The sequence below is a fragment of the Clostridium sp. genome, from assembly GCF_021443865.1.
In the GTDB taxonomy this organism is placed as follows: domain Bacteria; phylum Bacillota; class Clostridia; order Clostridiales; family Clostridiaceae; genus Clostridium.
Window position 1 is genome coordinate 1 of sequence record NZ_JABUTB010000091.1, and the last position, 13,157, is coordinate 13,157.

Sequence of the window (13,157 nt, forward strand, 5' to 3'; positions counted from 1 at the left end):
TCAATAATTCTACATTTTACATTCTACATTTTTAATTTAGGAGCTGTTGCGACAGCTCCTATTTTTATTTTATAAAACACATTAAACCTCATCACAACTAACAGATGTTTTGAACTGATTTTTTTCATCTAATAGTAAGTTATAAGATAATCCAGATAATATTAATAATCCACCTAATATTTTTCCAAAGGAAATTGTACTATAAGAATAGTAATCTATTAGGATACTTACAGCTAGTTGCCCTATAAAGACTAGTAAAGACAAAGAAAAAGAGGATACTTTAGGAGTAGTATAATTTGATAGCATAACTACCAATATTCCAATAAGACCTCCTAGGTATGCATATATAGGAATATTTGAAAAAGTATTAATTTCTATTTTAATATACTCTTTACTTATTATGAAAAATATAAAAGATGCAATTAATCCTGTTAAATAATTTATATATGTTCCCTGAAGAGTACCTATATTATCTGCAATTTTAGAATTAAAAATCCTTGAAATTACTACTGATACCCCTGCTAATATGGCTAATAAAATATAAATATAAATCATAAGTCCTCCTTATTAATAAATAGTCATAACAACTATTCCTAATATTATTAAAGATAATCCGAATATTTTTTTCTTTTCAAATTTAACTTTCTTCATTTCCATTAGCCCAAAACTATCTATAAAAAGAGAAGTAATAGTTTGTCCTAATAAACCTAGAGAAATAGTCAAAGAAGCACCAATAGCAGTAAAACTTATATTATTAAATAGAACAGTAAAAACGCCTATTATACCTGCGCTATAAAAGATAATTGGTATATTTTTGCTATAACTAATTTTAATTTTTTTCAAGAATAATACTAAAGTTAATAAAATACTTCCTACAATATGAATTATAAGAGTAGATGAATAGTTGCCTAAATGATTTGAAAGAATTCCGTTTAAACTAATCATTAGAGTTATTAATAATCCTGTTAAAAGTGAAAGGATATTATACATAAGTCACCTCCATAAGCTTTTAGAAATAATTTATCATAAATGGATTAAACTTAATTATGACATATGGCATAATAGATGTAAGATGATTTAGTCTAGGAGTTAATATGATTAAAGTTAAAAATTTAGAATTAATAGATAAGTATATAAAAATTCATAAAATAAATGATTTATTTAGCCTGTATATTAGGGAAAATATAGAGTTGCTTTTCTTTGATAAAAGAGAACTTATATTTAGAGAAGGCGAGAGTATTAGTCATTTAATGTTCTTTGTTGAGGGGAAAGCTAAGGTATATATAACACTTGAAAATGGAAGATTACTGTTATTAGATTTTTATAAAGAGTTAGATACATTAGGAGATTTAGAACTTGTTACTAATGATATAGCTAGCTGTAATGTAGAAGCAATAGAGCCTTGTGTATGCATAGGAATTCCAATAAATTTTATAAAAAACAATTATAAGACTGATATCAATTTATTAAATTTTTTATGTAATTCCTTAGGAGAAAAGCTAAAGAGATCTTCTAAAAATTCAAGTATAAATTTACTGTATACATTAGAAAAAAGATTAGCAAGTTATATTATTTTTATAGGAGTAAAGGAAGATTATCAAAGATTTAAGTTTGATGAAACACTGACAGTTATTTCAGAACTATTAGGTACAAGCTATAGGCATTTATTGAGAACATTAAATAAGTTAATTGACAATAAAATATTATGCAAAAAAGAAGACTCTTATATAGTTTTAGACTATAAAAAGCTAAAAAAATTATCAGCAGATATATATAAGTAGTTTAACTAAATGGATTTTACATATGATATAATATAGAATGTTAATTTAAAAGAAAAGAGGAAAGTATATGCATATGAAGAAAATATCAACACTTTTAGCTGGAGTAGCCTTAAGCTTAGCATTAGCAGGATGTACAACAACAGGTTCTAGTCTTCCAGAAGGTGATGTTAAGGTGGTTAATCAAGAAATTCAAGGAGTAGTTGAATTAATATTAAATTCAGCAGACTATGGAAAGGATAAAAGTACTGTTGCATCTATGATGTTACCTAATGATTCGGAATATAATATAAATTTATCAATGGAAAAATACTTAAATGGAGAGTTAGTAGAAACTAATGAAATTGCTGATTACAGCACAAACAATATAGAAAAAGATTCAATTATTCATATAGTATTAAACACAGCAAAAACTAATGATGGTGAAGCTGATAAATCAATATATTCTATTGCAGAAATAGATTCAGAAAATACTGAGGATAATAAGAATCCAGAATACAAAACAACTAAATATTATGGAGAAGCTATAGATTTTGATTCAAAATCATCAGTAGCCAAAATAGGCAAAGCTTTAGATGAAAATGTTACTTTAGTTGGATTAGTAAAGTTTAAGGAAAACGATACTGAAAAATCTGCAATTAATTTAGAAACATATAAGGATGAAGTAAGTAAATATTCTGAAGTTACAATAGTAAATGCAAGGGTAAATAAAAAATAATAACATTAGTATTTATGCAAATCATTCCATAGAAAAAATTAAATTTGATATAATGAATGTAAATTTGTATAATTGTTATGAATTAGAATAAATGGAGTGAATAAGATGAGACTAAGAAAAAAGCCATGGGCTAGACCTGAATTAGAAGCATGTAATTTTTTTATAGTAAATCCAAGTGAATATAAGGGAAGATGGAAAGAATCCTTTAATAATAACAATCCTATATATTTAGAACTAGGATGTGGAAAGGGAACTTTTGTTGCCGTTCATGGATCAGAAAATCCAAACATAAATTATGTGGCTATAGATATTAAAGACGAAGTATTAGTACTTGCAAAGAGAAATATTGAAAAAGCATACGAAGAAAAAGATTTAGAAGTAAACAACTTAAAATTAATGGCACAAGAAATATTCTTAATTAATGATGTTTTTAGCACAGAAGATATAGTTGATAGAATATACATTAATTTCTGTAATCCTTGGCCAAAGGAAAGACATAAGAAAAGAAGATTAACATATCCAACTCAACTAGAGAAGTATAAGGAGTTTTTATCAAAGGAAGGTAGAATATACTTTAAAACTGATGATGATGAACTTTTTGAAGAATCTTTAGCATATTTTAAAGAATCAGGCTTTGAGATAGAGTACATAACTTACGACTTACATAAAAGTGATTTTGTTGGAAATGTTAGAACAGAACATGAAAACATGTTTAGTGAACAAGGAATTAAAATTAAATTTTTAATAGCAAAAAGATAACAAAGGAGCTGCCTAGCAGCTCCAAATTAATAATTTAGAATGTAAAATGTAGAATTAATGAATGAATTTAAATTAAATTACTTAAAAATATTTTAAAAACTCCTTTTGGAGTTTTTTCTCTTATTTTATATTTTTCATTATTCATTTTACATTCCAATATGGCTCCTTTATTTATTTATTTAATTTACATATTAGTTCTATGGTGTTTAAGAATATATCTATTTCCTTTAGAGAATTATATACTCCAAAGCTAGCTCTAACCATTCCAGGCATTTTGCAAGTAGTATCAACTAAATGTATTCCTGATTCTTCAGCTTTTACATTTAATAATCTTTTTACATATGGATGAGCACAAAAAGCTCCCTGTCTTACGGCTATAGCTCTTAAGCTAGCTAATAATTTTGCACATTCTGCATGATAAATATCTTTAATATTAAATACTACTATACCAAGTCTATCATCTGTATTTATATTATCAGCATAACAAATAACACTTTTTATTGAATTAAGACCTTTTATAGTATGCTCTAATAATATTTTTTCGTTTTTTTCAATTACATCATAACCTATATTTTCTAATTCCTTCATGGCTTGAACTAAGGCAACAGCACCGAAGAAATTAGGGCTACCAGCTTCATCTTTTTCAGGAGGTGTTAATAGTATTTCTGAATCATCTAAAACAGTTTCTACTGTACCTCCACCCTTTAGATCAGAGTTTAATCTTTCAAAATCTTTTTTTAACCCAATAATTGCTCCACTACCAAAGGGTGCGTACATCTTGTGAGCAGAAAATACAAAATAGTCAATGTTAACTTTACTAAAGTCTATTTTTTTATGAGCTACAATTTGAGCACCATCTATTATTAGTTTTGCATTATATTTATGAACAAGATTAGATAAATAAGATAAATTATTTATATAACCTGTAACATTTGAGGCTGCGGTAATAGTGACATATTTAACTAAACCCTTATTTTTATCCAATAAGTATTCTAGTTCATCTAGTTTTAGTCTACCATCTTCATCTACTTCAATATATTTTAAATCGCATTTTCCTCGCCAAGGTAAGTCGTTAGAATGATGTTCCATTCTAGTTGTAATAACTATATTACTCTTATCTTCAATTAATATATTTGATAATCTATTAATACCTTCTGTAGTATTATTTACAAAGATTACAGTATATTTTTCTTTAGAAGCATTAAAGAAATCTAAAATATAATCTCTTGATTCAGTAAAAATTTTAGTTGAATATTCTGATTTTTGGCCAAGCCCTCTACCTATGGCACCATATAATTCACAAGCTTTTGTAATTCTATCAAGAACGCTTTTAAACACTGGAGTTGTAGCTGCATTATCAAGATTAATTGCTATTATTTTATTGTTATCAATAATGGGTACCTTCTTATCAAGGCCTATAAATAAATGTCTAAAAGAATTATTTGTTAAATCATTCATAGCAAAACCTCCTTTTCTATAATATTCAGTTAAGTATAGTAAGGTGCTAATAAACTAAGAAAGTTTGGTCTAATGCAAATAAAAAGAACATATATAAAAATGTAGCGTATAATTATAATGAAATATTTTTTGGAGGAAATATATGTATTATAACAATATGAATGGAAATGAAGAAGATTTAAAGTTCATACCATTAAATATAACTGAACCATTCAGAAAAAAAGATTCAACATGGTTTCCTATTATAGATATGGCATTACCTGCATTTAGTGAAGTTCCAAATAGTTTTGCGTTAAAATTTGTTACACCTATGGACAATTCTAATTTACAAGGAAATACTTTAAAGACTTTAGATTATATTCAAAATGATAATTCTAATTTACAAAATAATAATCAAGCAGCAAAGAAATTTGAAGAAGATTTTAATTTAGAGTATCCATCAGAAACATTAAGTGAAGAATTGTTTTCCTATAATAAGGATGGTAAATGTAAGAAAGGCACTAGCAATGCAAATAACCAAAATAATAATGCAACAAATATACAAAAAATTAATAACAATGAAATGAGTAATTTTAATGGTATTAATAATTTAAATGTAAGTAATAATTCTAGTGGAATAAATAATCCAAATGAAATGAATAATCCTACTGGAATGAATAATTGGAATTGGATGAATAATCCTGATATGATGAATAATCAAAACTGGATGAACAATCCTAATACAATGAATAATCAAAATTGGATGGGTAATCCTAATACAATGAATAATCAAAATTGGATGGGTAATCCTAATGCAATGAATAATCAAAATTGGTCAAATAATACTAATAAAATGGATAATCAAAATTTGTCCAATAATCCTAATACCGCAAATAATCTTAATCAAATGAATAATTCAAATCTGATGAATAATAAGGCAAATAATCCGAATATGATGAATAATGATAATGAAATTTATAATCTAAATTGGATGAATAATCCAAATCCAATGAACAATCCAAATGCAGTAAATTATCCTAACACAATAAATGATTTAAGTGGAACAGATAATTGGAATCCAATGAACAATCCAAATATGATGAATAATCCAAATGCAATGAATTACCCTAATGGAATAAATAATCCAAATGTAATGAATAGTCCATATGTAATGAATAGTCCATATGGAATGCAAAATATGAATGCCAAGCCAATGACTAATAATAGAGATGATATGGAAGAGCCCATTCATATGGAGATTTTAAGAAATTTAAGCTTTGGAGATTACTTAACTAAATCTTATAGAGGTGAAGAAAATAATAATTTAGATAAAGTAGATATGATTTATGGATCTATTGAAAATGATAATTCCATAATAGATGCTTATAAAGCCTATAATATTCCAAAACCTATTTACCAGTTAATCACTAAAAAAATAATTAAAATGACTTTAGATGATGAAAATTGTAAAAGGGGGGAATAGCAATGTTATTTCGTCAAAACTTACCTAATTTACAAAGTAAAATAAGATTTATTCATGCAGTTCCATCAGCACCTTCAGTGGATCTTTACTTAAGTGGAATGGCAATGGGAAAAGATTTAGCATTTTCTGATATAACATGTTATGAAAATATTGCACCTGGAACTTATGAATTACAACTTTATAAATCAGGTACTTATGATAAGCCATTAATAACTAAAAATGTAGATATTATGCCTAACAGTAGTTCAACTACCAGCATAGTAATCTTAGGTGGTGATTTAGATATCTTTACATTAAATGATTCAAATGTTAAAGATAAAGTAAAAATTGGAAGTGCATTTCTAAGATTTATTCATTTATCTCCTAATGCACCATTAGTATCATTAGGATTAGCTAATGATATCATACTTTTTAATAATGTTGAATATTTAGAAACTACAGGATATTATCCACTTTCACCAGCAATATATGACTTTAAGGTTACTTTCTCATCATTTTCAGGAATGTTTAAATATATTAACAACAGAAAGCTTACAAACGGAAGATTTTATACCATATATATTATAGGGCTATTAAATAGAGAACCTAAATTAGGTTATCTTCTTGTGGAAGATGGAAGAGAAAATTAATTAATAAAAAATGTAGAATTAAGGAATAAACTTATTTGGGAGTTTAAAAGTAATATAAAAATATAGAGGTTGTTGTAACAACCTCTATATTTTTATATTAATGTGAATAGATGTGGCTTAGTATAATTGTTAATATACCTAAAAAAATGGAGAAAAGGTAGGTCTTATGATATTTATATTCTCTTGCAGTTGGGATAAGTTCTGCAAAGGATATATATAGCATTATTCCTGCCACTAGGGCAAAGGTTATAGCTAAGATTATTTCATTAATATAGGGCCTTAAAAATAGAAAAGCAATAAAAGCACCTAGGGGTTCAGCAAGACCTGAATAAAGGGTATATTTAAAAGCTTTAGCTTTACTATTTGTAGAGTAATAAATGGGCATTGCTATTGAAATACCTTCAGGAATATTATGAAGAGCAATAGCAAGGGCTATAGAAATTCCTAAAGAGGTATTTTCATAACCAGAAACAAATGTAGCAATTCCTTCAGGAAAGTTATGTATCATTAATGCAATCATTGATACAAATCCAACTCTATAAAGCTTGTCAGGATTTGAAGCTTTAAAGTTTGAAGGATTATCTGGTATAAATTTATCAATAAGTAAAGCAATAATTACACCAGAAATTAAAAAGAATAAAGCTAGTAAAACTCCTTTCAAATTTCCATGATACTTTCGTAAGGTTTCTTCAGCAGAAGCAAATAAATCTGTAAAGGATACAGTTATCATAACTCCAGCTGAAAAAGATAGGGCAAAGGTTATTAATTTTTTATTCTGTATTTTGGAAAAGAATAATATAAATGCACCTATTACAGTAGATAGTCCTGCAATTAGGGATAATATTAATGGTATAAAAGATTGATTATGTATCATAAAATTCTCCTAAAAAGCACTTAATATATAATTAAATATATTAAGAGAAAATGATACTATGCAAGATTAATTAAATTTTATTAGTTCTAAGGTCATTAAGAAGGCGGAAATAAAAGACTGATTATGTATTATTAAGGATCCATTAATAAGCATAGAAAACTCTATTAGTTTTGTGAATAGAGTAAAAAGATTTATGTTTTCTATTATATCCCCAGGGGGGAAATTTATGGTATTTGCTAAGTTTGTTCTTTTGGAGAATTTTCTTAAAATACTTAGTAAAATTTAAGTATGTTCTTATAGTGAGTTTTTTAATTGGAGCATTAGTAGGAATAATTACATTCTTTTAAAAATAAAAGGATTATACAAAAATTTCAAAATAAATATTTACAAGTGAATACAAAATAATTATACTAGTGTATATACACTAGTATAGGGGGATTTTATATGGACATTAGTAATAAAATTAGAAAAATGGTATTTGCAGCTGTATTAACAGCAATTGCAATAATTATTCCCACTCAATTTGGCTTCTTAAGAATAACTTTAGGACCATTTACAGCAACTATTGGCTCACATATTCCTATGTTTTTAGCTATGTTAATATCACCATCAGTTGCAGTAGTTGTAGGATTGGGATCAGCACTAGGATTCTTTATAACATCTGATCCAGTTGTAGCAGCTAGAGCTGCAATGCATATAATAGTTGGTTTTGTTGGAGCGTTAATGATTATTAAGCAAAAGAATTTAAAAAAAGCAATTGTATTTACAGCACCAATTCATGGAATATTAGAAGGACTAGTTGTTATTCCTTTCGTTAATTCTGTTTATCAAGTAGTAGTAGTTGTTGCAGTAGGAACTATTATTCATCACATTGCAGATGGAGTAATATCTTATGCACTAGCAAATTCATTAGCAAAAGCAAGAAGAAAAGATCTTTATGAAGTATTTACAAGTGAATTAGTTTAATATATAAATTAAAAAATAAAATCACTAAAATAAGTATTAAATACATACTTATCTTAGTGATTTATTTTATTTATAAATTTCTTTCCTTCCGTATATCCTTTTTATCGCTTTGAATATTTCATTATTACTATTCCATCTTCAATATAATATGAAGTAAGATTTAAATCTATTTTAGGGTTATTATCTAAAAATAACTTTCTTCCTTTACCTAAGATAGTAGGTATTATTCCTATAATATATTCATCAATTATATTATCTTTAATGAAGTTATCAATAAGTATTCCACCACCAAATAAGTATATATTTTTACCTGAATTTTTTAAATCAAGTATAGTCTTACATATATCTCCATTTATAAAATGAAAGTTATCATAGTCATCTATTTCTTCTGAAGTTGCAATATATACTTCTTTTTCTTTATAGTCTTCATGAAAGTCTTGAAAACAGCAGTTTTTTCCCATAACTACAACATCAATATCTTCTAAAAATCCTTCGAAATCATATTTAGTTTCTGTATTAAGAGAATGGTTACCATCTCCAACAATCCATTCAAAGCTACCATCTTCTTCAGCTATATAACCATCTAAGCTCATTGCTAAGTTTAATATTATTTTTCCAATCATATTATTCTACTCCTTAAATTTATATTATTCATAATATTTATAAAAGAATTATATCATTAAATTTCTTTTTCTAGTTTTTTATTTATTGTAAGTAGACAAGTAAAATATAAGAAGCTTATAATTTATATAAAATAAATAATATTGGGGGCTTAAAATGATTAGAAAAATGAAGTATAAAGATATAGAGAAGGTTTTAGATATACTATCTGAAGCAATAGTAGAAGGAAATTCAACATTTAAAAGAAAAGTTCCAACAGTTGATGATTGGGATAAAGGTCATATTGATGAGTGTAGATTTGTGAAAGTCATTAATGATGAAGTAGTAGGTTGGGTAGCTTTATCTAAGGGTAAGTCATCATCACCTGCTTATGATGGGGTTTGTGAAGTAAGCATTTATATATCTTCAAAAAATAGGGGGCAAGGTATAGGTGATGAACTTTTAAAAGCTGTTATTAAAGAAAGTGAGAAGAAGGGCTATTGGCTACTTGAAAGTATAGTTTTCTCTGATAACACTGCCAGCATAAATTTACATATAAAAAATGGCTTCGAAGTAATTGGCAGAAGAAAATCAATAGCAAGGGATATATTTGGTAACTGGAGAGATGTAACCCTATTAGATAGAAGAAGTGATTATTATTAAAAAGGTAGGCGTAAGCTTACCTTTTTCTTTAATAAAAAAAATGAAAAGTTTTAGAATAAGTAATGTATAGATAATAGTTATTTAAAATCTAAAATGATATAATTTAAAGATAATGGATATAATTACAATACACAAGATTTGGAGGAATAGATATGAATAACACATCACTTATACTTGAAGGTGGAGGGATGAGAGGCGTTTACTCTGCTGGAGTTTTAGATTTATTATTAGATAAGGATATAAATATTAATTATTGTATAGGTGTATCAGCAGGAGCTTGCAATTGTGTTTCTTATATTTCTAAACAAAGAAAGAGAAATTATAGAGTCAACATAAATTATATAAATGATAAAAGATACCTAAGTTTTAGTAATTTAATAAAGAGTGGGTCAGCCTTTGGAATGGATATGCTTTTTGATATAATACCTAACGAGTTAGAACCCTTTGATCATGAAGCTTTTATCTCTTCAGGAACAAAGTTTTTAGTTGGCTCAACTAATTGTGATACGGGATTACCTGAATTTTATAATATAAGTGATTTTAATAAAGATGGATACGAGGCTTTGAAGGCATCTATATCTTTGCCATTAGTTGCAAAAGTAATAAAATATGATAATAAAAATCTTATGGATGGAGGTATAGCTGCACCGATTCCAATTCAAAAAGCAATAGAAGATGGTATAGAAAAACATGTGGTTATATTAACGCAACATAAAGGCTATAGAAAAAGCAAATCAAAAATTATGCCAATAATAAAAAGAAAATATAAAAATTATAAGGGACTTATAGATGCAATGGAAAATAGATATAAGCATTATAATGATACTTTAGACTTACTGGATAAATTAGAAAAAGAGGGGAAATGCTTTATTATTAGACCTAGTATGCCTTTAGAAGTAAGCAGATTTGAAAAAGATAAAAATAAACTTGAAGCAATATACAATAGAGGATATGAGGATGCAAAGGCACTTGCAGATGATCTCATTAAGTTTTTAAATTAATTTCTGGAGGTAAATTTATGAGAATATTTCATATGGCAGACTGGCATATAGGAAAACTTGTCAATGGCTTTTATATGACAGAAGACCAAGAATATATTATTGAAGAATTATGTAAAGTAATTGAAGAAAAGAAACCTGATGTATTACTAATAGCTGGAGATTTATATGATAGGTCAGTACCTCCAGTTCAGGCTGTGGAGCTATTAAATAAATCTCTAATAAGAATAGTAAAAGATTTAAATACTAAGGTAATAGCTTTAGCAGGAAATCATGATAGTAATGAAAGAATAGAGTTTGCCAGTTCACTTTTAGCAAATAGTGGACTTTATATATTTGGAAACTTAAAAAGAAAAATAGAGAAGGTAACTTTAGAAGATGAAAATGGAAAAGTAAATTTTTATCCAATTCCCTATGCAGATGTTCCATATGTTAGAGATTTATTTGAAGATGAGAATATAAAAAGTTATGATTTAGCCATGGAGAGGATAATATCAGAAATATCAAAGGACTTTAATGAAGAGGAACGTAATATAGCTATAGCTCATGGATATGTTACTGGTATAAAAGATAATGATTTTGAAAAGTTAGTAGAAAGTGATTCTGAGAAACCTTTATCTATAGGTGGAACTGAATATATTAACTCTAAGCATTTCAATATATTTAATTATACTGCTCTTGGACATTTACATGGACCTCAAAAGATAGGTAGTGACAAAATAAGATACTCAGGTTCTCTTATGAAATACTCCTTCTCTGAGGTTAATCAAAGAAAAGGAATTACAATAGTAGACTTAGATGCAAAGGGAGAAGTTAATATTGAAATTTATGAATTAAAACCTAAGAGAGATTTTAGGGTGAAAAAAGGTACATTAGAAGAAATATTAAGTGGATATAACCCTGAAGAAAATAATGAGGACTATTTAAAAGTTATATTAAGTGATAAAGGCGAGTTATTAGATCCTATGGCTAAGCTTAGAGCTATTTATCCAAATGTTATGGAATTATCCAGAGAAGAACGAATAGTAAGAGAAGGCAGTAGAAGAATAGCCAATAATATAAAAGATAAATCAAAGCTAGCATTATTTGAAGGCTTTTATAAAGATATAATGGATGAAGAATGTGTAGAAGAAGAATTAGATATTATGAAACGAGTTATGGAAGCTGCAGAAAGGGGAGAAGAATAAATGAAAATAAAAAAGTTGATTATTTCAGCCTTTGGACCCTATGCAGATATACAAGAATTAGATTTTGAAAACTATCTTGACGGTAAGAATATGTTTGTTATAACAGGTAATACTGGTGCAGGTAAAACCACAATATTTGATGCCATAAATTTTGCTTTATACGGAGAAGCTAGTGGCAGTGATAGGGAAGGAAAATCACTTAGAAGTGATTTTGCAGATCCAACTACACCAACAGAAGTGGAACTTTGGTTTTCTCTAAGAGATAAAGACTATTATATAAAAAGATCACCTCAATACTTTAGAGCAAAGCAAAAAGGTGAGGGGTTAACTGAAAGTAAGCCAACTGCAGAAATTAAATTGAAGGATAAGACAGTATCTGGACCTAAGGAAGTTACTAAATTAGTTGAAGAAATATTAGGTATAACTAGTGATCAATTTAAACAGCTTGTGATGATTCCTCAAGGAGAATTTAAAAAGTTATTGAATTCTGATAGTGATAAAAAAGAAGAAATATTTAGAAAGATATTTGGAACTAAGATTTTTTCAGATATTCAGCAAAATATAAAAAATGAAGCTAATAATCTTAAAAAATCCATAGAAATAGTACAAAGGGACAGGGAAAATAGAATTAGATCCTTTACTTTAAGAAATGATGATGAAGGATTAAATAATCTTATAAATAATAAGGATTTGAATATTAGCTTAATTTTAGATAAGTTCAATGATTCTATAAAGAAGGATAAAGAAGAGGAAGAGGAACTAAAAATAAATCTAGATAAAATAAATATTGAAATTAACGGTATTTCTAAAAACTTAACCTTAGCTAAGGAAACAAACAAGAAGCTAGAAGACCTTAAAAAATATAAGGATGAATTTGAAAAGTTAAGCTTACTAAAAGATCAGTATAAGAATAAAGAAGAAAAATTAAAATTAGCTAAAAAGGCACAAACGGCATTAACCTTTGAAGAAAAGTATCAAGAAAAGAAAAGATATCTTACTAAATCAAAAGAAGCCTTAAAAATAAGTGAGGAAAATTTAATAAGATATAAAGAAGATTTAGAGAAG

At 27.0% G+C, this 13,157-nt stretch carries 15 protein-coding genes; 10 read left to right on the forward strand and 5 right to left on the reverse strand.

Annotated elements, in window-relative coordinates; all coding sequences use genetic code 11:
- Positions 1-81 precede the first annotated feature (81 nt).
- Together HUJ77_RS13150 and HUJ77_RS13155 are read right to left on the reverse strand one after the other, a co-directional pair.
- Entirely contained in the window at positions 82-555 is a 474-nt protein-coding gene (locus tag HUJ77_RS13150) for a DMT family transporter (protein WP_291709335.1), read from the reverse strand.
- A gap of 12 nt (positions 556-567) precedes the next feature.
- Positions 568-990 (reverse strand): DMT family transporter, encoded by a 423-nt coding sequence (locus HUJ77_RS13155; RefSeq protein ID WP_291709336.1) that lies wholly within the window; start codon positions 988-990, stop codon positions 568-570.
- A gap of 104 nt (positions 991-1,094) precedes the next feature.
- On the opposite strand from HUJ77_RS13155, the gene HUJ77_RS13160 reads away from it, so the two are divergent.
- From HUJ77_RS13160 to trmB, 3 genes are all read left to right on the forward strand, one after another.
- Entirely contained in the window at positions 1,095-1,781 is a 687-nt protein-coding gene (locus HUJ77_RS13160) for a cyclic nucleotide-binding domain-containing protein (protein ID WP_291709337.1), read from the forward strand.
- A gap of 67 nt (positions 1,782-1,848) precedes the next feature.
- Positions 1,849-2,496: a hypothetical protein gene (locus HUJ77_RS13165; protein ID WP_291709339.1), complete on the forward strand. Its 648-nt coding sequence runs from the start codon at positions 1,849-1,851 to the stop codon at positions 2,494-2,496.
- A 105-nt stretch (positions 2,497-2,601) separates the two neighbouring features.
- Positions 2,602-3,255 carry a tRNA (guanosine(46)-N7)-methyltransferase TrmB gene (gene trmB / locus HUJ77_RS13170; RefSeq protein WP_291709340.1) on the forward strand — a complete coding sequence of 218 codons (654 nt, stop codon included), beginning with the start codon at positions 2,602-2,604 and terminating at the stop codon, positions 3,253-3,255.
- Between the two features lie 171 nt (positions 3,256-3,426).
- Here the strand turns inward: trmB and HUJ77_RS13175 are convergent, their stop codons facing one another.
- Positions 3,427-4,713, reverse strand: a complete 1,287-nt coding sequence (locus HUJ77_RS13175) for an aminotransferase class V-fold PLP-dependent enzyme (RefSeq protein WP_291709342.1) — start codon at positions 4,711-4,713, stop codon at positions 3,427-3,429.
- Positions 4,714-4,855: 142 nt separating this feature from the next.
- On the opposite strand from HUJ77_RS13175, the gene HUJ77_RS13180 reads away from it, so the two are divergent.
- Positions 4,856-6,175, forward strand: coding sequence for a hypothetical protein (locus HUJ77_RS13180; RefSeq protein WP_291709344.1), 1,320 nt, complete (start codon positions 4,856-4,858; stop codon positions 6,173-6,175).
- A gap of 2 nt (positions 6,176-6,177) precedes the next feature.
- Positions 6,178-6,804, forward strand: a complete 627-nt coding sequence (locus HUJ77_RS13185; protein WP_291709346.1) for a DUF4397 domain-containing protein — start codon at positions 6,178-6,180, stop codon at positions 6,802-6,804.
- Positions 6,805-6,901: 97 nt separating this feature from the next.
- Here HUJ77_RS13185 and zupT read toward each other — a convergent pair whose 3' ends face one another.
- The gene (zupT, locus tag HUJ77_RS13190) at positions 6,902-7,678 is read right to left on the reverse strand and encodes a zinc transporter ZupT (RefSeq protein ID WP_291709348.1); all 777 of its coding nucleotides are present in this window, start codon (positions 7,676-7,678) and stop codon (positions 6,902-6,904) included.
- 444 nt (positions 7,679-8,122) lie between these two features.
- Here zupT and HUJ77_RS13195 point away from each other — a divergent pair, with 444 nt between their 5' ends.
- Positions 8,123-8,644: an ECF transporter S component gene (locus tag HUJ77_RS13195; protein WP_291709350.1), complete on the forward strand. Its 522-nt coding sequence runs from the start codon at positions 8,123-8,125 to the stop codon at positions 8,642-8,644.
- Positions 8,645-8,745: 101 nt separating this feature from the next.
- Here the strand turns inward: HUJ77_RS13195 and HUJ77_RS13200 are convergent, their stop codons facing one another.
- Entirely contained in the window at positions 8,746-9,267 is a 522-nt protein-coding gene (locus tag HUJ77_RS13200; protein WP_291709352.1) for a dihydrofolate reductase family protein, read from the reverse strand.
- A 154-nt stretch (positions 9,268-9,421) separates the two neighbouring features.
- On the opposite strand from HUJ77_RS13200, the gene HUJ77_RS13205 reads away from it, so the two are divergent.
- The 4 genes from HUJ77_RS13205 to HUJ77_RS13220 form a co-directional block, all read left to right on the forward strand.
- Entirely contained in the window at positions 9,422-9,907 is a 486-nt protein-coding gene (locus HUJ77_RS13205; RefSeq protein WP_291709354.1) for a GNAT family N-acetyltransferase, read from the forward strand.
- Between the two features lie 152 nt (positions 9,908-10,059).
- A complete protein-coding gene (locus HUJ77_RS13210; protein WP_291709356.1) occupies positions 10,060-10,908 on the forward strand; it encodes a patatin family protein in 849 nt (282 codons plus the stop codon).
- 17 nt (positions 10,909-10,925) lie between these two features.
- A complete protein-coding gene (locus tag HUJ77_RS13215; protein ID WP_291709358.1) occupies positions 10,926-12,092 on the forward strand; it encodes an exonuclease SbcCD subunit D in 1,167 nt (388 codons plus the stop codon).
- Positions 12,093-13,157: SMC family ATPase (locus tag HUJ77_RS13220; RefSeq protein ID WP_291709360.1), on the forward strand; the 1,065-nt coding region annotated here is incomplete at its 3' end.